We start from the raw sequence: 22,643 nt of genomic DNA, 5'->3' as shown, positions 1-22,643 counted from the left end.
TTTTGATTTATTGGGGAAGTAATGAGTAAGCAATTTTTTGATGTCTTTCCTGCGCTTAAGCTGGATGCAGGCACCAAGGAAATCATGGAACAGACCATGGTTGAGAAGGTGTCTACCACAAGGAAGCAGGATTTTATTAGAATATATATTTCCAGTAACAAGCTGATAGATAAGACAGACATTCTCAAAACAGAGTCAGGTATCAAGAAGCAGCTTTTTGGCAATCAGGACCTTACAGTCAAGATTTACGAAAAGTTCAGCTTATCAGCCCAGTACACTCCGGAAAATCTTATTGATCTGTACAGAGAGAGTATAGAGATGGAACTTAAAGACTATGACCATATGGAATATAGTCTTTTTCGTGCTGCTCAGTTTTCTTACCCAGATGAGGACAATATTGTAATTAAGCTTGAGGACACTGTTGTCGGCAAGAAAAAAGCTCCTGACCTTATGAGGGTATTGTCCAAGATCATCAATGAGAGATGCGGCCTTACTGCTGTAATTTCTCCTGAGTTTGTTAAGGTAGAAAAAGAAGAAACAGAACCCGATTATTCCGAAGAAGCAGCTTCAATGGCTAAGAAACTTGAGGCTGTTGAGCAGGAAGCGCTTGAGAAGAAAAAAGAAAAAGAAGAAAAGAAGGCTGCAAAAGAAGCAGAGAAAGCTGCGGCAGCCGGAGCCGGTAAGACAAGCAGTGCAGGTTCTAATGCAGGAAACGGACAGGGGGCAGCAGCTCCTTCACCTGCAGAGGGTGCCAAGAGTTCTTTTGCCGGAAAAGGAAAATGGACCGGAAGAAGAGACTTTGGCGGTGGCTTCAAAAAGAGTGATAATCCTGATGTTATCTTTGGAAGAGACTTCGATGACGAAGTAATGAAGCTGGTTGACCTGGTGGGAGAGCTTGGAGAAGTTACTATTCACGGGCAGATTACAGCCTTTGAGCAGAGAGATATCAGAAATGAGAAGAGTATTCTTATTTTTGATATTACTGATTTTACTGATTCCATCACAGTTAAGATGTTCATCAAGACTGAGGATGCCCCTGAAATTACCAAGGAAGTCAAGAAGGGTGCCTTTGTTAAGGTTAAGGGAATCGCAGCGGTAGATAAGTTCGACCATGAGCTTTCTATCCAGTCTGTTGTGGGAGTCAAGAAAATTCCTGACTTTACAACCAAGAGGAAAGATAACGCAGAGGTTAAGCGTGTTGAGCTTCACTGCCATACCAAGATGAGTGATATGGACGGTGTTTCCGAGGTAAAAGACATTGTTAAGCAGGCCTATAAGTGGGGAATGCCGGGAATCGCCATTACTGACCACGGCGTAGTGCAGGCTCTTACCGATGCTAACCATGTTTGGGAAGATCTTTATTCAGGTGAGTGTAAGAGAAGAAAAGAGGCCGGTGAGCCACCTATCGAGAGGCAGGATTTCTTTAAACTAATTCTTGGTGTAGAGGCTTATCTTGTAGATGACCTTAAGGAGATTGTTGTTAATGACAAGGGACAGCCCCTTGATGATACTACCTTTGTAGTATTTGATATCGAGACAACAGGTTTTTCTCCTATTAAAAACAAGATTATTGAGATTGGCGCCGTTAAGATAAAAAACGGTGAGATTGTAGAGAGATTCTCTGAGTTTATCAATCCACAGGTGCCAATTCCTTATAGAATCGAGAAGCTTACAAGCATTACAGATGAAATGGTTATGGATGCTCCGACCAGGGAAGTTATTATTCCTAAGTTTGTGGAGTTCTGTGAGGGCGCGGTTCTTGTTGGACATAACGTAGCCTTTGATATCAGCTTTATTAACCAGAACTGTAAGGAACTTGGAATTGACGTTGACTATACAACAGTAGATACTCTCTGGCTTGCGAGGTATTTCTTCCCACTGCATGCCAAGCACACTCTTGATTCGGTAGCCAAGACTTTGAATGTAGTTCTTGACCACCATCACAGAGCTGTTGATGATGCAGAGTGTACTGCCCTTATTTTCAACAAGTTTGTTCCTATGCTCAAAGAGCAGAAGGCCCAGAATCTGACTGATGTTAATATCCTGGGTAAACCAACCCCGGAGATGATCAGACACCTTCGCCCTAACCACTGCATTATTCTGGCCAAGAATACACTTGGAAGAGTTAATCTATATACTCTTGTCAGCAAGTCTCATATAGATTACTTCAGAAGATTCCCTCTTATTCCTAAGAGCGAACTGATGAAGTACAGAGAAGGTCTTATTATTGGTAGTGCATGCTGCGCGGGTGAACTTTATGGCGCAGTTGTTGAGGGAAGACCACCGGAAGAAATCGCAGGTCTTGTGAATTTCTATGACTATCTTGAAATTCAGCCTGTTGCCAATAACCACTTCATGGTTGGCTCTGAGAGATATGAAGATATTAACTCTGATGACGATATCAGAGAAATCAATAAAGAAATAGTAAGGCTTGGAGAGCAGTTTAATAAGCCTGTTGTAGCAACCTGTGACGCTCATTTTCTTAATCCTGAAGATGAGATTTACAGGACAATTATCATGGCCGGAAAGGGTATGGACGACGAGGAGCCGGCACCTCTTTTCCTGAGAACTACGGAAGAGATGATGGCTGAGTTTGACTATCTTGGCGGAGATAAGGCTAGGGAGATTGTCATCGACAACACCAGGAAAATCCTGGATATGTGCGACAGTATTTCTCCTGTTCGTCCGGACAAGTGTGCCCCTGTCATCGAGAACAGTGATGAAATCCTGACCAAGATCTGCTATGACAAGGCCCATGAAATATACGGAGAGAATCTGCCTGAGATTGTTCAGGAGCGTCTTGAAAGAGAGCTGAATTCCATTATTAAGAATGGTTTCGCGGTTATGTATATCATTGCTCAAAAGCTGGTTTGGAAGTCCAATGAGGACGGATATCTGGTAGGATCCAGAGGTTCCGTTGGATCATCTTTCGTTGCGTTCACTTCGGGTATTACAGAGGTTAATTCCCTTAGTCCTCACTATGTGTGCCCTAAGTGTAAGTATTCGGATTTTGATTCGGAAGAAGTTTTGGCATTTGGTGGTAATTCAGGCTGCGATATGCCTGACAAGAGATGTCCTAAGTGCGGAACTATGCTGTACAAGGATGGCTTTGATATTCCTTTCGAAACTTTCCTTGGATTTAAGGGAGACAAGGAGCCTGATATCGACCTTAACTTCTCCGGTGAGTATCAGTCCAAGGCCCATAAGTATACAGAGGTTATCTTTGGCTACGGACAGACCTTCAGAGCCGGAACTATAGCTTCACTTGCAGATAAGACAGCTTACGGCTTTGTTAAGAAGTACTATGACTCAATAGGCTCCAGCAAAAGAAAAAGTGAAATAAACAGAATCGTTCAGGGCTGTACCGGCATAAGACGTGGCACAGGTCAGCACCCCGGTGGAATCATAGTTTTGCCGGTGGGAGAGAATATCAATTCCTTCTGTCCTGTTCAGCACCCTGCCAACGATATGACTACAGCTACTATTACAACACATTACGACTATCACTCAATTGACCACAACCTTCTTAAACTCGATATTCTGGGACATGATGATCCTACCATGATCAGATTCCTTCAGGATTGCACGGGCCTTGATCCTAAGCTGGTTCCTTTGGATGACAAGAACGTAATGAGTCTTTTCATGAATACTACAGCTCTTAATGTTACACCGGAACAGCTTGGAGGCACCAAGCTTGGATGCTTGGGACTTCCTGAGTTTGGTACTGACTTTGCTATGCAGATGGTTATCGATGCAGGACCATCTTCATTGTCGCACCTTATCAGAATTTCCGGTCTGTCACACGGTACCGACGTTTGGCTTGGTAACGCACAGACACTTATTCAGGAAGGTACAGCTACAATTGATACCTGCATATGTTGTCGAGATGATATCATGATCTACCTGATCCAGAAGGGCCTTGATAAGTCTGAGTCCTTCAAGATCATGGAGGCAGTACGTAAGGGTAAGGTTGCCGGCGGCAAAGAGAAGAACTGGCCTGAATGGAAGAAGGACATGATTGACCATGGCGTACCGGACTGGTACATCTGGTCCTGTGAAAAGATCAAGTACATGTTCCCTAAGGCCCACGCTGCGGCCTACGTTATGATGGCCTGGAGAATTGCTTATTTCAAGGTATACGTACCTCAGGCATTCTATGCAGCCTGGTTCAGTATCAGAGCTAAGGCCTTCAACTACGAGCACATGTGCCTTGGAGAAAACCATCTTCATGCAATCATGCGTGACTATCAGAACAGAAAAGATGAGCTTACTAACGCTCAGCAGGCAGAGTACGGCGACATGAGACTTGTAGAAGAGATGTACGAAAGAGGCATTGAATTCATGCCTATTGATATATTTAAGGTTAAGTCAAGAGACTTCCAGGTTATCGGAGATAAGATCATGCCTGCTCTTACCAGTATCGATGGCATGGGTGAAAAGGCTGCCGACCAGATCGTGGAAGCTGCCAAGGACGGCCCATTCCTTTCCAAGGATGACTTCCGCCAGAGAACCAAGTGCCCTCAGGGTGTTATCGAGAAGATGGCCGATATGGGACTTCTCGGAGATCTGCCTGACTCCAACCAGATCAGCTTGTTTGATTTGATGAGATAATTTGGAATATTTTATTTATCAATTACTTTGTTCTAGGCGAAGAGTTGCTGACAGATAGTTGGTGAAGTGTTGGCGATTAGCTGGTGATGCTGACTATAGTAATAACAAATGTGGAGCTGAAAGAGCCTTGGTACTAGTGGTGAAAAGAAATAACACCAAAGCTAGATGAGTAGAACCTTTGTTATTACATGAAAAATCTAAAGTAATAACAGAATTGAATAGGATGTTATTTTGGTATTGCAAGAAAAAATAATAGTAATAACAAAATTAGAGCTGAGTAACTGTTGGTATTACAAGAAAAATGAAAAGTAATGACAAATCCAGATTTGAGACTCTTGTGGTATTACTAGATAAAAATAAAGTAATATCAAAGTTAGATCAGAAGTCCTTTTGGTGTTACAAGTGAAAAATAAAGTAATACCAGAGCTAGATATGTAATTACATTGATATTATCAGGAAAATAGAAAGCAATAACAAAATTGAATCTGATGATCTTTTGTTATTACAAGGAAAAAATAGTAATAACAAAACCAAATTTGAAGTTCTTTTGTTATTACATCAAAAAGGGAGAATGAATATGAAAAAGAATAGTATTACTAAGTTTATTTGTTCAGGGGTATTGTTTGTTCTTTTTTTTGTGCTTATTGCACTTATAAAGAGCTATGATGTAGATGCCATAGGACCAGAGTCAACTTCGATTGGTTTTTCTCATTTGAATCTTGCTGTTCATAATATCTTTGGATATAGCAAGTTCTGGTATTTTCTTACTGAGATTTTTGGGCTTGTGGCTATAGGTGTTGTCCTTCAGTACGCTGTAGCCGGTGCTTATCAGCTTATTAAGAGAAAGAGTCTACTTAAAGTTGATGCTCCAATTCTTTTACTTGGAGGATTATATGTTGTTGTATTTGCATTATATGGTCTCTTTGAAAAAGTAGTTATAAACTACAGACCAATAATAGAAGAGGGAGCAGAGCATGTTGAAGCATCATTCCCTTCATCACACACTATGCTTGTATGTGTTGTAATGGGATCACTGATCCTCATAATCAACAAATACAGACTTCAGGCCTCAAGTAGCGACAGATTACTTATCAGGATTATAGCTGCTGTAATTATTGTTCTTACAGTTATTGGCAGACTTGTGTGCGGAGTACACTGGTTTACTGATATTCTTGGTGGAGTAATAATCAGTGGAGCGCTGCTGTGCCTCTTTTCTGGACTGCTTGATAAGACTACTGTTAAGTGACTTACTGTTTTGTGATATCTAATTCAACTTATTTAGCTGTTGAAAATATGAAATTATTTATTGCCTTTGACTGCAATTTGTGGTCGAAGGCAATTTTTTTATTCTTAGAAAGCAGCATAAATACTGGCTTTGAAGAAAAAATGGTAAAAAAGTTTAAAAAATTTAAAAAAAGTGCTTGCATTATTTTCTAAGTTGGGATAATATAAACAAGTCGCCGCGATACAGCAGCGACAAACAAACTAAGCCTCGTTGGTCAAGCGGTTAAGACGCTGCCCTCTCACGGCAGAATCAGCGGTTCGATTCCGCTACGAGGTACTGACTGTTTAATAACAGCCCAACCCGAATCCCAAACCACTATGGTTTGGGTATTTTATTATCTACACAACTTTCTTGTGAAATGTCTTTAGTTTGTCATCGGATATTCTTCCGAATTTTCACAGATGTTTAAGTGGTTTAAAAAATGATAAAAATGAAGGAGGATGTGCCTATGGCCAAAGACTATTTTTTGACCAGAAAAAACGAGCTAGAAAAGGAAATTGAAAAAATAAAATTTGGATTGGAAAGAAGTCCGGAAGGGACTGTTGTGGCTTGCAAAGTAAATAATACTAATAGATGGTATCATCAGAAAAAGGCAGAAGATGGTAACTTTTGTCGTAAATATATTGGCGAGAAGGATATTGATCTTGCAAGACTACTTGCTAAAAAAGCGTATTGGAAAGCGCTTCTTAAAGATAGAGAAAATGAACTTAAGAGTATAAAACAGTATTTGAGAACACGAAAGACTACTGATTACCAGGAACTTCTTGGTAGCAAATCGAAATACAGAAGTCTGTTAATACCGGGCCGCTGGGATATGGAAGAATATGATAGGAATCCATCACACCCTGAAAATTTGATTGTCAAAGCACCTAAGGGAGAGCTTGTTAGATCTAAGTCTGAAGCACTCATAGCCAATGCACTATTTGATGCTGGAATTATGTATAGATATGAGTGTAGGTTGAATTTGGAAGGCTTGGACGTATACCCTGATTTCACCATTAAGAAAGAGGCGGATCAACGAATTCTTTTATGGGAACACTTTGGTAAGATAGATGACCCAGAGTATTTTGACAAGATGATCAGAAAGATAGCGTTATATATTAGAAACGGGTATATACCAGGTGAAAATCTTTTGATGACATTTGAATCTAAAATGATGCCTCTTACAGTTGATGTGGTTCAAAAGATGATGTTAGACAATCTTATGTGAAGATATTTTAAGGAAGATTGTCTATAGCAATGGCGATGAGGACTATGTTAATACCATGTTGTGAACGTGGAGTGAGATGGTATTACATATTGCAGAGGAGTGTATACCAAATTTGATTTTGAAAGCGGCTTGATATTATCAATAATATTTCATGTAATACCAAAGAAAATTTGCAAAGTTCATTGTTATTACAGAAAAATAATCCTGTAATACTAAAGAAAGGTTTAGGAAAATCATGGTATTACCCAAAAAGAATCTGGTAATAACAAGATAAGTTGAAAATTTAATATAGTATTACCAAAAAAGAATTCAGTAATAACAAAACAAGTTGCAAATCAATAATGGTATTACAGTAAACAAATTCTGTAATACCAAGGACAGATTTAACGCCAGTCATAGTATTACAGAAAAAGAATTCTGCAATAACAAGAGTGAGTCAAAATCAATTCTGGTATTACAGAAGAAAAGCAGTGATTTGGAAACATTCAGTCCATATGAAAGCAAAAATACAGCATAAATTCAGCAAAAATCAGTAATGAAATTTGACATTATTTCATTATCATGCTAATATGCATGTGTAACATAAGATTTAGACTAGTTTGAAGTGGACTTTCGCGAGTCCACTTTATTTATGCCAAAAAATAAAGGAGCCAGATATGTCCAAAAAAGACGACATTGAGAAGAAAACGGAAGCTCTGTTAACTCCTATTGCGGAGGCAAACGGCGTCAGGGTTTATGATGTTGAGTATGTCAAGGAAGCAGGCGAGTGGTACCTTAGAGCTTATATCGACAAGGATGGAGGCGTGAACATCAATGAATGTGTTGATGTAAGCCATGCGCTTTCTGATGCACTTGATGTTGATGACTTTATTGAGGAGGCCTATACACTTGAGGTTAGCAGCCCGGGACTTGGCCGTCAGCTCAAGAAGGACAGGCATTTTGCCAGCAGCATTGGTCAGGATGTGGAACTCAAGCTTTTCAAGGCTAAAGATGGAGTTAAGGAATTTGCCGGAACTCTTAAGAGCTTTGATGATACAACAGTAACAGTAACTATAAATGATGTAGATGAAACTTTTATTAGAAAAGAGATATCAGTGATTAAGCTTGCTCTTGATTTTTGATAAATTAACGAGCGGAAAAAGGAGATTACGATGAGTAAAGAATTAATGGATGCCCTTGACCTTTTAGAGAAGGAGAAGAACATCAGTAAGGATTCTCTGTTTGATGCAATTGAGAATTCCCTTATCACAGCTTGCAAGAACAATTTCGGCAAGGCTGATAATATCAGAGTAGAGGTTGACAGAAACAGCTGTGACTTCAAGTGCTACGCTGATAAGGAAGTAGTTGAGACTGCAGATGATGTAATGGATCCTCAGATTGAGATTAGTCTTGATGATGCCAAGAAGATCAGCAAAAAGGCTAAGGTTGGCGATATTGTAGCTGTATCACTTAACTCCAAGGAGTTTGGACGTATCGCTACACAGAACGCCAAGAACGTTATTCTTCAGAAGATTCGTGAGGAAGAGCGTGGCGCAATCTACAATGAATACTTTGAAAAAGAGCATGATATCGTAACAGGTGTTGTTCAGAGATTTATCGGCAAGAACATCTCTATCAACCTTGGACGTGCTGATGCAATTCTTAATGAGAACGAGCAGGTTAAGGGTGAGGTTTACAGACCTACACAGAGACTTCGTGTATATGTTCTTGAGGTTAAGAACGGTTCTAAGGGACCTAGAATCCTTGTTTCTCGTACACACCCAGATCTTGTAAAGAGACTTTTCGAGCAGGAAGTTGCTGAGATCCAGGACGGTACAGTAGAAATCAAGTCAATCGCAAGAGAAGCAGGCAGCCGTACTAAGATTGCTGTTTACTCTAACAACCCTAACGTTGATGCAGTTGGTGCTTGCGTAGGTGTTAACGGCGCAAGAGTTAACCTTATCGTAGATGAGCTTAATGGTGAGAAGATTGACGTTATCAACTGGGATGAGAACCCTGGTAACCTTATTCAGAACGCACTTTCACCAGCCAAGATCGTAGCAGTATTTGCTGATCCTGATGAGAAGAGCGCTAAGGTTGTTGTTCCTGATTACCAGCTTTCACTTGCAATCGGTAAGGAAGGTCAGAACGCGAGACTTGCAGCCAGACTTACAGGCTACAAGATTGATATTAAGAGCGAGACTCAGGCTAAGGATGCTCCTGGATTCCGTATGGAAGACTACCTCGACGATGAAGACTACGATGAGTACGAAGAGGGCGAGTACGAGGAAGGCGAGTACGAAGAATCTGAGGGCAGCGAAGAGTAATCTCTGGATAGGAGTTATATGCAAAAGAAAATTCCCTTGAGGAAATGTGTCGGTTGCGGTGAGATGAAAGAGAAAAAAGAAATGATCAGAGTTCTGAAGACCCCTGAAGATGAGATCATTCTTGATACAACAGGCAGAGCTAATGGAAGAGGCGCATATATTTGCAACAATTCCGATTGCCTCAAGAAGGCCATTAAGAATAAAGGCCTTGAAAGATCTCTCAAATCTCAGATACCAGAGGAAGTTTCAATTAGGCTACAAAAGGAGCTTGGTTAAGATATTGAATTCTAATAAGAATTATTCGTTACTTGGACTGTGTATGCGAGCGGGCAAATTAAAGAGTGGTGAGTTTGCTGTTCTTGAGGCAATAAGAGCCCACAATGCAGAACTTGTTATCGTGAGTGAAGATGCTTCCGATAACACGAAGAAACAGTTTAATGATAAATGTAGTTATTATAATGTCCCTATTGTTTTCTTTGGTACCAAGGAAGAATTAGGGCATGCAATAGGTAAGGATGTTCGAACAAGTCTGGCTATAACGGATAAAGGCTTTGCACAGTCGCTTCGGAAGAACTTACAGTTACCGTCAGAGGGCATTGATGGTGACGACTTACATTCGACAAACAGAAATACGGAGGAAATGTAATGGCAAAAATAAAAATATCCGATCTTGCATTTGAGCTTGGATGCGAAGGAAAAGAGCTTATAAGCTTTTTGCAGGAAAATGGCATTGAGGCGAAGCGTTCGAACAGTTCTATAGAAGAAACAGATGCAGATGTAGCTCGTAAGCATTTTGGCGGTGCTAAATCTGCAGCAAAGGAAGAAAAGCCTAAAAAGGCAGCAGAGAAGGCTGAAGAAAAGCCTGCAAAAGAGCCTGCAAAAGAGCCTGTTAAGGCAGCAGAGCCAGCTGAGAAGGCAGTAGAAAAGCCTGCAGAGAAGCCGGCAGTTTCAGACAAGCCAGCCGGTGAAGCTCCCAAGAAAAAGAAGAAGATTATCATGGTTACTAATGCCGGTAACTCCAAGATGGGCGGCTTTAACAACCAGAATAATAACGGAAACGGCGGTAATCAGCGCCGTGACAATAACAGAGGCGGTAACAACCAGCCTCAGCGCAAGCAGTTCGCGCAGTCACAGAATGTATATCATCCTATCAAGCCTTTGACAGCACCTTCACAGCTTGATAGCTATAGTTCTCCTCTCAAGAAGACACCTGCTCCGGCTCCCAAGAAGGAAGCTCCTGTTCAAGCACCTGTACAGGAACAGCCTAAGGCACCGGTTCAGGAGAAGGTTCAGGCTCCTGTTCAGGAACAGGCACCTGTAGTAAGTGCTCCTGTTGAGAACAGAAACAGAGATAATCAGTCATTCAGAAATGACAGAAACGATAGAAATGATCGTAACGATAGAAACGATCGCAACTCCGGATTCAACAGAAACGGAGACAGAAACCAGAACGGCCAGAACAGAAATGGTGGCCAGGGCGGCTTCAGAAGAGATAATAACCAGGGCGGCTTTAACCGTGACAACAGGGGCGGCTTCAATCAGGCTGCAGGCGGTCAGGGCAAGTTCGCTGGCAAGAACGACAAGTTCGGCGGTAAGTTTGATGGTAAGCGCGGTGATAGAAATGACAGAGGCGCTGCAGCCTTCGAGGCACCTGTAAAAGAGGGTGCAGGACACAGAGACGAAGAAAGACGTCGTATGGGTCAGGAGAAGGATAAGAGAAACAAGAAGGATCTTGCTTACGAGCAGGAAGAGATGATGCCAAGAAGTAAGAGAGTTGGCAGATTCATCAAGCCTGAGGTTAAGAAGGTTGAGGAACCTGAAGAGCAGATCAAGGTTATCACAATCCCAGAGAAGGTTTCTATCAAGGAACTTGCTGAGAAGATGAGAATGCAGCCTTCAGTTATCATCAAGAAGCTCTTCATGGCCGGACAGATTTCTACAGTTAACACAGAGCTTACATATGAGGAAGCTGAGAATATCGCAATGGAATACGAAATCCTTTGCGAAAAAGAAGTTCCGGTTGATGTTATCGAAGAACTTCTTAAGGAAGAAGAAGACGCACCTGAGACTCTCAAGAAGAGACCTCCTGTTGTCTGCGTAATGGGTCACGTTGACCATGGTAAAACATCACTTCTTGATGCTATACGTAAGACATCTGTTACAGACAGAGAGGCAGGCGGTATCACACAGAGAATCGGTGCTTACACAGTATCTGTAAATGATCAGAAGATTACATTCCTTGATACACCTGGTCACGAAGCATTCACAGCAATGCGTATGCGTGGTGCTAATTCAACAGATATCGCAGTACTTGTAGTTGCTGCTGATGACGGTGTAATGCCTCAGACAGTAGAAGCTATCAACCATGCTAAGGCAGCTGAGGTAGAAATCATCGTAGCTGTTAACAAGATTGATAAGCCAAACGCTAATATAGACAGAGTTAAGCAGGAAATGACCGAGTATGGTCTTATCTCTACAGATTGGGGCGGAACAACTGAGTTCGTTCCTGTATCAGCTAAGTCAGGTGAAGGTATTGAGGACCTCCTTGAGACTATCATCCTTACAGCAGATATCCTTGAGCTCAAGGCTAACCCAGACAGAGAGGCAAGAGGACTTGTACTTGAGGCAAGGCTTGATAAGGGCCGTGGTCCTGTAGCAAACGTACTTGTTCAGAAGGGTACACTTCATGTTGGAGACTTCATTTCAGCTGGAGCAAGCTCAGGTAAGGTTAGAGCCATGGTTGATGATAAGGGCAACAAGCTTAAAGAAGCTCGTCCTTCACAGCCTGTTGAGATCCTTGGTCTTTCAGATGTACCTAACGCAGGTGAAGTATTCCTTGCACATCCTACTGATAAGCTTGCTAAGCAGTATGCTAATACATACCTTCAGCAGCACAAGAAGGATCTTATCGAAGAGACTAAGGCTAAGATGTCACTTGATGATCTTTACTCCAAGATTGAGGAAGGTAGACTTCAGGAACTTGATATCATCATCAAGGCTGACGTTCAGGGTAGCGTAGAGGCTCTTAAGCAGTCACTTCTTAAGCTTTCTAACGACGAAGTTGTTGTTAAGGTTATCCATGGTGGTGTTGGTGCAATCAACGAGTCTGACGTAACACTTGCTGCAGCATCTAACGCTATCATCATCGGATTTGATGTTCGTCCTGATGCAACAGCTAAGAGCATGGCTGAGCACGAAGGCGTAGAAATCAAGCTTTACAAGGTTATCTACCAGGCTATCGAGGAAATCGAATATGCTATGAAGGGTATGCTTGCTCCTATTTATGAGGAAAGAGTTACCGGACATGCAGAAGTTCGTCAGATCTTCAAGGCTTCCAAGGTTGGTAACATTGCCGGTGCATTCGTTAAGGATGGTGTCATCAAGAAAGAGTGCAAGGTTCGTATCCAGAGAGAGGGCGAGCAGATCTTCGAAGGTGATCTTGCATCCCTTAAGAGATTCAAGGATGACGTCAAGGAAGTTAAGGAAGGCTTCGAGTGCGGTCTTGTATTTGACGGTTTCGATTCAATCCATGAAGGCGACTACGTAGAAGCATACGAGATGGTAGAAGTACCTAGACAGTGAGTGATATAGGGACGAAAAGTTACACTTATGGCTGCTTGCAGACGTATGAGTGTAACCTTGAGGACCGAACATACATGAGAAATAAAGATATGTGAATGAAATGAACATATCGAGTTTCGAATGTATGTAGGATTGCGAGAGTACATAGTACGGAGCAATCCGTATATCACGGAGGTAAAAAAATGAGAAAGAATAGCAATAAGAATAAAAGAATCAACGGCGAGGTTATGAAGGTTATTTCAGAAGCTCTCCGTTACAGCAAAGATCCCAGAATCAGCCCCATGACTTCTGTTATGGACGTTGAGGTTGCTCCGGACCTTAAGACATGTAAAGTCTGGGTAACTGTAATGGGTGACGACGAGGACAGAGCAAGAACTGCTGAGGGTCTTAAGAGCGCAGCAGGTTATGTTCGCAGTACTTTGGCCAAAGAGCTCAATATGAGATACACTCCTGAGATCAGATTTATCATGGATGATTCAATTGAGTACGCCATCAATATGTCCAAGAAGATTGATGAAGTTGCAGCTAAAGACAATGCGGCTAGAGTTGCTCGCGGCGAAGAAATAGAAGAAACTGATTTCGATGAGGAATCAGAGGATGAAGAATAAGAAAGGTTGTTATTGATGAAGCTTGATGAGCATTTAAATGGTGTAAAAACAGTAGGTATTTGCGGACATGTAAGACCGGACGGAGATTGTATCGGATCTACAATGGGATTATATCTTTACCTTAAAAAGAACTATCCTGAAATTAAGGCAGAGGTTTTCCTTGAGGATATCCCTGATGAATTCTTGTTTATCCAGGATGCTGACAAGATCAATCACACATTTACAACTGATGTTGAGAGTTTTGATCTTTTCATCTGCATTGACTGTGAGAAGGGCAGAACCGGCGGCGCAGAGAAGTTTTTTGATGCTGCCAAGAAGACTATCAACATTGACCATCACATCAGTAACCCTGGAACCGGTGATGTTACTTATATCGTTCCTACTTCAAGCTCAGCTTGTGAACTTGCATATAATGTAATGGATGAAGCTAAGATTGATAAAGAAATTGCACAGGCTCTTTACACAGGTATGGTAACTGATACAGGTGTGTTCAAATATAACAGCACATCTCCTAAGACCTATGAGATTGCCGGTAAGCTTACTTCCTACGGTTTTGATTTCACATGGCTTATAGACCATGTCTTTTACGAAAAGACCTATACACAGAACCAGATTCTTGGAAGAGCACTTCTTGAGAGTATTACACTTATGGACGGTAAGGTTATCGCTTCTGTAGTATCCAGACAGACAATGGATTTCTATGGTGTTAACGGTAATGACCTTGACGGAATTGTTAATCAGCTTATGTTCACTATTGGCACAGACGTAGCTATTTTCATGTACGAGGATGAGCCAATGCTGTACAGAGTAAGCCTTCGTAGTAATGGCAATATCGATGTATCCAAGGTTGCTAAGCTCCTTGGCGGTGGTGGTCACGTAAGAGCATCAGGATGCACTCTTAACGGAACTGCACATGATGCAATCAACAGCATTACCAACTACATTCAGCAGCAGTATGACGAAAAGAAATAAATATTATAGCCGCAGGATTGCCAGTCTTGCGGCTATTATTAACTGGGACGACATATGAACAAATATAACGGTCTTATAAATATATACAAGGAACAGGGCTTTACCTCCAATGACGTGGTGGCTAAGCTTCGTGGTATCCTCCATCAAAAGAAAATTGGTCACACAGGAACTCTTGATCCTGATGCCACAGGTGTGCTTGTAGTATGCCTTGGAACAGGAACCAAGCTGGTTGAGATGCTTACTGACCACGACAAAGAGTACATAGCAGTTTGTAAACTTGGCGTAACTACTGATACTCAGGATATGTCAGGAACAATCCTTGAGGAAGCAGAAGTTAATGTAACAAGAGCTGAGCTTCATGAGGCCGTGCAGGCCTTTGTTGGCGAGTATGACCAGATTCCACCTATGTATTCAGCCATCAAACAGAATGGTAAAAAACTCTATGAGCTTGCAAGAGAAGGTATAGAAGTTGAGCGTAAGCCTCGTAAGGTCAACATCGGAGCCATTACAATTCTTGATGACAGCAACCTGGAAAAAGATCATACCTTCGTTATGGAAGTTAAGTGTTCAAAGGGAACTTATATCAGAACTCTTTGCAATGACATTGGACTTCGACTTGGCTGCGGAGCTGCTATGCAGAACCTTATGCGCACAAGAGTAGGTGCATTTGCTCTCGATACTGCAGTTAAGCTCTCTCAGGTAGAAGAAATGAGAGACAACGGAACCTTAGATAGCATTATCCAGTCTCCGGAATACATTTTTAAAGACCTTGATAAAATCCATGTTAAGGACAGCTGCAGAGCTCTTCTTGAGAACGGTAACAGCTTCCGCAAGGATAATGTAATAAATGAAGATCCTGATGGCGTTAATGATACAGATTTTTCAAAAGAAATGTTTAAGGACGGAAATATGGTCCGGGTATATGCTGAGGATGAAACCTTCTTTGGAATATACAAATACGACGCGAAGATCAGACAGTTCAAGGTGGACAAGTTCTTTTTTGAAAAGAATTAACACCAACCGATAGCTACAGACAAGTAAGAAGATAAACTATGCAGATAATAACACGACTAGACGAACTTAATATAAATGACAAAACCGCCATAGCAATAGGCAAATTCGACGGAATTCATTTAGGACACAAAAAGCTTCTTAAATACATTCTTGATCAGAAGCAGGATGGCCTTAAGGCAACAGTTTTCACCTTCGAGCCATCTCCTGAGGAGTTCTTTGTTGGACATCCTGTTAAGCAGCTCTTTACCCGTAATGAAAAGAGAAATGCCTTCGAGGAAATGGGAATAGATATTCTTGTTGAATTTCCTTTAAATGCTCAGACTGCAGCAACTCCGCCGGAGGTCTTCGTCAAGACAATCCTGGTTGAAGACCTTAAGGCTGACTATATTGCTGCCGGAACCGATGTTTCTTTTGGCAACAAGGGAAGAGGAGATCAGTACCTTCTACGCAATATGAGTAAGGAACTGGGCTTTGAACTCTGCCTGATTGACAAGGTTATGCTTGATGGGCAGGAGGTTTCTTCTACAAGAGTAAGAAATCAGATAGCTGATGGCGAAATTCCTATGGCAAAGAGACTTCTTGGCAGTGACTACAGCATCATGGGAATTGTAGAGCATGGCAAGCATCTTGGTCATACCATTGGAATTCCTACAGTCAATATTCTGCCTCCCGTAGGTAAACTCCTTCCACCTTTTGGTGTGTATAGCAGCTTGGTAATTATTGATGGACAGACCTACAAGGGAATGACCAATATTGGCCGTAAACCAACTGTTTCCAACGATAATCAGGTTGGCGTTGAGACCTACATTTATGATTTTGACGAAGACGTTTATGGCAAGACTATTGAGGTCAGACTCCTTGAATTTAGACGCCCTGAAATGAAATTTGATAATGTTGAGCAATTAAAAGCTCAGATGGAAAAAGATATAGCGATGTGTTAAAAGTGCTGAAAAGCCTCTTGTTTACTGGACAAGAGGCCTTTTTTTATTGCCTTGAATTATAAAGTAAAAATAAACAGTTCTAAACCTATCATTAAACGAATATTAACAAACAAAATTTTGGTTTTTTATGATTATAAATATGATTTTGACGAGTGTATAACAGTTTCAAGGAACAGGAAATACTTATTATTTTCGGAATGAGAGGGATATGATATGAGAAAGAATTTATTTAACAAGAATTTAGTAAAGGCAATCGCAATAGGCATCAGTGCAAGCATGGCACTTCAGCCTATGACAGTTCTGGCAACAGAAGGCGAAGAGCTTACACCTGAACCAATTAAGGAAACAAAGGAAGATAATTCAGTAGATCAGGAAGCAGCTCAGGTTGAATTTGATAACGCAGTTGATACTGCAGCGCAGGCAGCTGATGAAGTAGTAGAGGCTTTTAAAGATGCAAAAGAAAATGACAGCGTAACAATAGAAGCCGGACACGTAGAAGTTGAAGTACAACCAATAAGCAATATCGGTAATACTATTATCGGTGCAGCTGTAGCAGGCGTTGACAAGAACGTTGATAAGGTTGATCAGAAGAACGCTCCTGAAATAAAGGAAGACGTTGCGAATATTACAACTACACAGGAAACAGTAGAAACTGCAAAGGAAAACGTAGAGAACAAGGCAGCCGAGATCCAGAGTATCGCAGAAAACGTAAACAATGAAGTTTCTGCAGTTAACAACGAAGTATCAGCAGCTAAGGCAGCAGCTGTAAATGCTAACACACAGGCAGACATAGATGCAGCTAACGCTCTTGTTAAGACAGCTGAAGCCAACGTAGAAACAGCTAAGGCAGCTGTTGAACAGGCTAAACTTGACTACGAAGAAAAAGAAAAAGAATATAACGAAGCTGTTAAGGCAGAGGCAGATGCACAGGCAGCTTATGAAAAAGCACTTAAAGAGACAGGTGCTGATATAGAAGCAGCAAGAAAGAATCTTGAAAAGGCCAAGATGGCAGCAGAAGATCTTTCTCATCTTACAAATGATGCAGCAAAGAATCTTGAAATGCAGGAAGCCGGATACCAGAAGGTTCTCGAAGGCCTTGCAAATGCAAAGGCAGCTGCAGCAGAGCAGGATAAGAAGAATGCAGAAAAGGATGCCAGAGATGCAGAACGTGATAAGAAAGATGCAGAGAGAAGAGCTAATGAAGCAGTAACAGAAAAGGCAACAGCAGAGAAGAAGGCAGGCGAGGCAGCAGCAGCTAAGGCAGCAGCAGAGCAGAGAGAACAGGAAGCTGATGCAGAGTATAAGGCAGCTGTAGCAAAAGAAAACAAGGCAAAAGAAGACAAGAAGGCAGCAGAGAAGAAGGCTGACGAGGCGGCAGCAGAAAAGAAGGCAGCAGAAGCTAAGGCTAGAAAGGCTGAGGAAGATAAGAAGGCAGCAGAGAATAAGATTAAAGATGCAGACAAAGAATTAAAAGATGCAAATAAGAAGGCAGAAGAAGCCAAAAGAGAAATAGCAGCAGCCAACAAGATGGCAGCTGATGCAGAGAGAGAATTACAGGATGCGATATCCAGAGGATCAGCAGGACTCAAGGATAAGGCAGAGGCAGAAAAGAAGGTAGCAGAGGCTGCAGCAGCAAAAGAAGCAGCAGAGAAGAAGGCTAAAGAAGCAGCTACAGATAAAGAAAATGCAGAAAAGAAGGCTAAAGAAGCAACTGCAGACAAGACCACTGCTGAGAATAATGCAAAACAGGCTCAGGCAGATATAACAGCAGCTAATCAGAAGGCTGGCGATGCAGCTACAGAGCTTGCCAACGCTGTGACAAAGGCTGGTGAGGCAGTTACAGATAAGGCAAATGCAGAGCAGAAGGCAGCAGATGCTAAGACTGAATATGAAAATGCAGATAAGAAAGAAAAAGAAGCAGCTACAGAGCTTGCAAATGCTATTTCCAAGGAAGGTCAGGCAAATTCAGAAATAGCAGCAGCACAGGAGAAGGCTGATCAGGCAGCAGCAGAGATTTCAGCAGCTAATCAGTTGATAGATGAAGCAACAGCAGAGAAGGAAGCAGCAGAAAAGAAGGCTGGAGAAGTTGGTGACCTCGAAGCTCTTAAGCAAGCAAGTGATAACGCAAATGCTACTCTTAATGAGCTGGCAGGCAAGATAAATGAAGCAAACGAAGCTAAGGGACTTGCGGATCAGGCAGCTATAGATGCAGCAAGTGCAGTTACAGAAGCAAATAAAGCTCTTGAAGAAGCACAGAAACAGTACGCAGGATATCAGCAGATCGAAGATCTTAGAGAGAATATTGAAGAAGATCTTCATAAGAATCGTACTCTTTCTATCAATACAGAAATTGCACAGAACCTTATCAGATATTATGTATACTCACAGGATAAGTCTATAGATCCTGAAAAAGATCTTGTGATTAGCGATCTGGTAACACACTTAAATTGGAAGAAGAATTATATTCAGGTCTATAACAAAAAGACCGGAAAGACCACTTACTATAACTTTACTACACTGGATTCTAAGGGCAACTATATAACAAGTTCCAGCCAGTACAAAAATACATATGATTTGGGTATTGTTGAAAAGGGATCCGCAACTAGCACAAATCTTAGCAAGGTAGTATTCTACCAGAACTGGTACAACGATGCTGAGCATGACCAGTACACAGCAGATACAGCACAGGCTCGTGAAGCAGCTGAAGCAGCAGCACAGGCTAAGGCAGATGCAGATGCAGCCAAGATAGCAGCAGATCAGGCAGCAGCTAATGCTCAGAAGGCTCTTGAAGAATGGCAGGCAGCTAACTCTCAGGCAGTAGCAGATGCAGCAGCAGCCAAGAAGGCTTATGAAGATGCAGTAGCTAAGGCAAACGAAGCAGCAGCAGAACTTGCAGCAGCTAACAAGAAAGCTCAGGAAGCAGAGGCAGCTCTTTTAGCAGCAAATACAAAGGCACAGGAAGCTGAAGCAGAGAAGGCAGCAGCACAGGCTAAGGCAAGAGAGGCTGAGGGAGAAAAGGCAGCAGCAGAAGCAAAGGGACAGGCTGGAGCAAATGAGAAGGCAGCAGCAGAAGCAAAGGCAAAAGAGGCTGAAGAAGATTTAGCAGCAGCCCAGACCAAGGCAAGTCAGGCTGAGGAAGAAAAGCAGGCAGCAGAAGCAAAGGCAAAAGAGGCTGAGGGAGATTTAGCAGCAGCAGAGGCTAAGGCAAATCAGGCAGAAGAAGACAAGAAAGCAGCTGAAAGCAAAGCTAATGAGGCAGCTGAAGAACTTAAGGCAGCAGGTCAGAAGGCAGAGCAGGCTGAAAAAGATATGAAGAAGGCAGAAGCTGACGCTAATAAGGCTGACAAGGATCTTGTAGCTGCTCAGAAGAAGATAGAAAAAGCAGAAAAAGATAAGAAGGCAGCTGAAGCTAAGGCAAAGAAAGCAGCAGAAGATCTGAAGAATGCGCAGAAAAAGGCTCAGAAGGCAGAAGATGATAAGAAGGCAGCTGAGAAGAAGGGACAGGATGGCCAGGCAGAAAAGCTAGCAGCTCAGAAGGCAGCAAAAGAAGCAGAAGAAGCTAAGAAGGCAGCTGAAGCAAAGGCAAAAGAGGCAGATGCAGAAAAGAAAGCAGCAGAAAAGGCTGAAAGAGAGGCAAAGGCAGCTGAAGCAGCAGCAATAGCTAAGGCAAAGAAGGCAAGAGAAGATAAGATAGCAGCAGAAGTTAAAGCAAATATTGCAAAGGCAGAAGCTAAGGCAGCACAAGAAAAGGGCAAGAAGGCAGAAAAGGACAAGATAGCAGCTGAGAAGAAGGCAAATAAAGCAGCTGAAGATATCAAGAAGGCAAAAGCTAAGAAACTTGAGGCAGAAAAAGATCTTGCTAATGCAGAATCTAAGGCTAAGGAAGCTTTCAAGGAAGCTCGCAAGGCATACGATGAGCTTAGTGAAAAGGCAGGAAAGGCAGCAGAAGCTGTTATAGCAGCTCAGAAGAAGCTGGCAGCTCTTGAATCAGCTCTTAAGACTCTTGTAGCAAATAACATCATTGATAAAGCTGAATTTGCAGCTAAAATAGAAGAACTTGCAGCTAAGATCAAGGAAGCTAAGGAAGAAATCGAACAGGCACAGAAAGACCTTGACGAAGCAACAGAAGAACTTGTAGATGCAAAAGAAATCCTTGATGAGAAACAGGACCGCATCGATCAGGAGAATGAGAATCAGAATGATGAAGCTTCTGAAGGTGGACAGGATGAAGGCTACGTAGTAATTGAAGAAGTAGCATCAGCCGGAACATATGATATCACAGCACCTGTACAGGTAGCATCTAATGCAATAGCAAATGAAGTAGCAGATGCAAACCAGGGCGGAGCAGTTCTCGGAGAGCAGAGAATACGCACAGGAAATGGCGCAGGCAGACAGGTAGAAGAAACAAACGAAACAGAAGATGATATCAAGGTAGCTTCAACCAAGGATAAGACTCCGGAGAATAAGGACAACACTAAGAAGTCAGTTGCAACCATCGAAGACGAAGATACAGCAAAGGCAGCAATGCCGGTGGATGAGACACAGAAGTCCTTCCCATGGTGGATAATCGTAATCCTTGCAGCAATCGCAGGTGTATCAACAGAAGAGTACCTTAGAAGAAAGAACATTAAGGCTGAGAATTCAGAATCAACAAAGTAAAAAATGATGAGAGCTTAAAACGCATCATATAAGTATCCCCCTATTCCTTACAAAGGGTGGGTTCCACTAACCGGAACCCACCCTTTTTCCTTCGATTTACAGGATTATGGAAACGATATAATAATCATACAATCATACAATCATACAAATAAATCATAACTACAAAAATAATATTCAATATGATTATGTTTATGATTTGCTTTTTGATATAAATATTATCGGTCGTTTTATAAGACCCAAATGTGTGTGACAAGAAATAAAAAATAAAAGAGGGATATGTGTAACATGAAAAAGAAACTTATGAACAAGCAACTCGTAAACGCAATTGCAATCGGAATCAGCGCAAGCATGGCTCTTCAACCTGTAACTGCTTTGGCAGCAGATGAGGGTAATAACCTTGTTAATGGTGCTCAGGGCGATGGTATTGTCAGTGCAGAACCTACAGATGTAGAGAAGGTTGAAAGTGCAGAGCAGTCATTTGATGATTCTATCAACAAGGAAAAAGATAGCGTATCTGAAGCAGTTAATGATATCAACACAAACATCGAGACAATCGATTCTGCATTTGCTTCATCTGAAGGATCAACTTCTGAGGAATCAGCTTCTGAAGAAGAATCTTCTGACGTTGTAACTAACCCTGATTTAAAGGAAATATATAACGACAACACAGAGGCTATTACAGATGATGCATCAGCTCTTGCTAGCGATGTAGATGTAATCAAAGATGATGTTAAGCTCTTAAATAAGGAAGTTCAGAGCATCGCTGATACTCAGGATGTTAGAAATGATGCTGTTAATGCGCTTGACAAGAAAGAGACAGTTGATGTGGCTGCTAAACAGGCAAGCGAAGCTTTTAATGAGGTTTCAGAGAAGATAACAGAAGCAAATGAGAAAATTGCTAATGCAAAGACTCAGAAAGAAGCAGATTCAGCATACGCAGAGGCTGAGGCTGTAGTTAAAGAAGCTAACGAAAGTCTTACAGAAGCTCAGAAGGATTATTCTGATAAGAAGGAAGCATACGAGAAAGCTCTTAGAGAGGCTAACGAGGCACAGGAGAAGTACCTTTCAGCAATAGAGACTACAAACGGAGATGTTAAAAAGGCTGAAGATGATCTTAAAGCTGCCAGAGATAATGCAGCTAAGCTTAAAGAAGATCTTAAGGCAGCAACAGATGCTCTTAATATTGCAAAAGACAATGCTGAAGCAGCTAAAGATCTTGATGTAGAAGGCAAGAAAAAGGCAGCAGAGGATGCTAAGACAGAGGCTGATAATGCAGCTGACGAGTTACAGAGACTCAAGGATGCTAAGGATGCTGGAGAAAAGGCAGCCAAGGAATTAAAGGATGCTCAGGATAAGGCAGCAAAGCTTGCAGAAGACAAGAAGCAGATTATTGCAGATGGCCAGCAGGCAGCCAAGGAATTAAAGGATGCTCAGGATAAAGCAACAAAGCTTGCA

At 41.8% G+C, this 22,643-nt stretch carries 14 protein-coding genes and 1 tRNA gene; all 15 read left to right on the top strand.

Annotated elements, in window-relative coordinates; all coding sequences use genetic code 11:
- The first annotated feature begins 21 nt into the window (after positions 1-21).
- Positions 22-4,611, top strand: coding sequence for a PolC-type DNA polymerase III (locus G613_RS0104385; RefSeq protein ID WP_029231499.1), 4,590 nt, complete (start codon positions 22-24; stop codon positions 4,609-4,611).
- A 577-nt stretch (positions 4,612-5,188) separates the two neighbouring features.
- A complete protein-coding gene (locus G613_RS0104380) occupies positions 5,189-5,857 on the top strand; it encodes a phosphatase PAP2 family protein (protein ID WP_029231498.1) in 669 nt (222 codons plus the stop codon).
- 243 nt (positions 5,858-6,100) lie between these two features.
- Positions 6,101-6,172 (top strand) — tRNA-Glu (locus G613_RS0104375).
- A gap of 172 nt (positions 6,173-6,344) precedes the next feature.
- On the top strand, positions 6,345-7,106 hold the full coding sequence (locus G613_RS18460; protein WP_029231497.1) for a hypothetical protein: 762 nt from the start codon (positions 6,345-6,347) through the stop codon (positions 7,104-7,106).
- A gap of 656 nt (positions 7,107-7,762) precedes the next feature.
- Positions 7,763-8,227 carry a ribosome maturation factor RimP gene (gene rimP, locus G613_RS0104365; protein WP_029231496.1) on the top strand — a complete coding sequence of 155 codons (465 nt, stop codon included), beginning with the start codon at positions 7,763-7,765 and terminating at the stop codon, positions 8,225-8,227.
- A gap of 30 nt (positions 8,228-8,257) precedes the next feature.
- Entirely contained in the window at positions 8,258-9,412 is a 1,155-nt protein-coding gene (gene nusA, locus G613_RS0104360; RefSeq protein WP_029231495.1) for a transcription termination factor NusA, read from the top strand.
- An 18-nt stretch (positions 9,413-9,430) separates the two neighbouring features.
- Positions 9,431-9,688, top strand: coding sequence for an RNase P modulator RnpM (rnpM, locus tag G613_RS0104355; protein WP_029231494.1), 258 nt, complete (start codon positions 9,431-9,433; stop codon positions 9,686-9,688).
- A 4-nt stretch (positions 9,689-9,692) separates the two neighbouring features.
- A complete protein-coding gene (locus tag G613_RS17850) occupies positions 9,693-10,058 on the top strand; it encodes a ribosomal L7Ae/L30e/S12e/Gadd45 family protein (RefSeq protein ID WP_029231493.1) in 366 nt (121 codons plus the stop codon).
- Positions 10,058-12,994 carry a translation initiation factor IF-2 gene (gene infB, locus G613_RS0104345; RefSeq protein WP_081647777.1) on the top strand — a complete coding sequence of 979 codons (2,937 nt, stop codon included), beginning with the start codon at positions 10,058-10,060 and terminating at the stop codon, positions 12,992-12,994. Before G613_RS17850 ends, infB begins: the two co-directional genes overlap by 1 nt.
- Before the next feature lie 182 nt (positions 12,995-13,176).
- The gene (gene rbfA / locus G613_RS0104340; protein WP_029231491.1) at positions 13,177-13,602 is read left to right on the top strand and encodes a 30S ribosome-binding factor RbfA; all 426 of its coding nucleotides are present in this window, start codon (positions 13,177-13,179) and stop codon (positions 13,600-13,602) included.
- A 15-nt stretch (positions 13,603-13,617) separates the two neighbouring features.
- Positions 13,618-14,574: a DHH family phosphoesterase gene (locus G613_RS0104335; RefSeq protein ID WP_029674531.1), complete on the top strand. Its 957-nt coding sequence runs from the start codon at positions 13,618-13,620 to the stop codon at positions 14,572-14,574.
- Positions 14,575-14,628: 54 nt separating this feature from the next.
- Positions 14,629-15,588 carry a tRNA pseudouridine(55) synthase TruB gene (gene truB, locus G613_RS0104330; protein ID WP_029231489.1) on the top strand — a complete coding sequence of 320 codons (960 nt, stop codon included), beginning with the start codon at positions 14,629-14,631 and terminating at the stop codon, positions 15,586-15,588.
- Between the two features lie 38 nt (positions 15,589-15,626).
- Positions 15,627-16,529, top strand: coding sequence for a bifunctional riboflavin kinase/FAD synthetase (locus G613_RS0104325; RefSeq protein WP_029231488.1), 903 nt, complete (start codon positions 15,627-15,629; stop codon positions 16,527-16,529).
- A gap of 213 nt (positions 16,530-16,742) precedes the next feature.
- Positions 16,743-21,188, top strand: coding sequence for a hypothetical protein (locus tag G613_RS18455; protein ID WP_029231487.1), 4,446 nt, complete (start codon positions 16,743-16,745; stop codon positions 21,186-21,188).
- A gap of 285 nt (positions 21,189-21,473) precedes the next feature.
- Positions 21,474-22,643 (top strand): hypothetical protein (locus G613_RS0104315; RefSeq protein WP_029674528.1); only part of this gene is annotated, 1,170 nt, incomplete at its 3' end.

Origin of the sequence: Butyrivibrio sp. VCB2006, assembly GCF_000420945.1 — a bacterium.
In the GTDB taxonomy this organism is placed as follows: domain Bacteria; phylum Bacillota; class Clostridia; order Lachnospirales; family Lachnospiraceae; genus Butyrivibrio.
The sequence above is the reverse complement of the archived record's forward strand: the minus strand, read 5'-3'. Positions and strand labels throughout refer to the sequence as shown.

Bases quoted from the DNA above. Each gene is read 5' to 3' on its own strand.
- nusA (WP_029231495.1), top strand. From the start codon at position 8,258: ATGAGTAAAGAATTAATGGATGCCCTTGACCTTTTAGAGAAGGAGAAG.
- rnpM (WP_029231494.1), top strand. From the start codon at position 9,431: ATGCAAAAGAAAATTCCCTTGAGGAAATGTGTCGGTTGCGGTGAGATG.
- G613_RS0104325 (WP_029231488.1), top strand. From the start codon at position 15,627: ATGCAGATAATAACACGACTAGACGAACTTAATATAAATGACAAAACC.
- G613_RS0104385 (WP_029231499.1), top strand. From the start codon at position 22: ATGAGTAAGCAATTTTTTGATGTCTTTCCTGCGCTTAAGCTGGATGCA.
- G613_RS18460 (WP_029231497.1), top strand. From the start codon at position 6,345: ATGGCCAAAGACTATTTTTTGACCAGAAAAAACGAGCTAGAAAAGGAA.
- G613_RS0104335 (WP_029674531.1), top strand. From the start codon at position 13,618: ATGAAGCTTGATGAGCATTTAAATGGTGTAAAAACAGTAGGTATTTGC.
- infB (WP_081647777.1), top strand. From the start codon at position 10,058: ATGGCAAAAATAAAAATATCCGATCTTGCATTTGAGCTTGGATGCGAA.
- G613_RS0104380 (WP_029231498.1), top strand. From the start codon at position 5,189: ATGAAAAAGAATAGTATTACTAAGTTTATTTGTTCAGGGGTATTGTTT.
- rbfA (WP_029231491.1), top strand. From the start codon at position 13,177: ATGAGAAAGAATAGCAATAAGAATAAAAGAATCAACGGCGAGGTTATG.
- G613_RS18455 (WP_029231487.1), top strand. From the start codon at position 16,743: ATGAGAAAGAATTTATTTAACAAGAATTTAGTAAAGGCAATCGCAATA.
- rimP (WP_029231496.1), top strand. From the start codon at position 7,763: ATGTCCAAAAAAGACGACATTGAGAAGAAAACGGAAGCTCTGTTAACT.
- truB (WP_029231489.1), top strand. From the start codon at position 14,629: ATGAACAAATATAACGGTCTTATAAATATATACAAGGAACAGGGCTTT.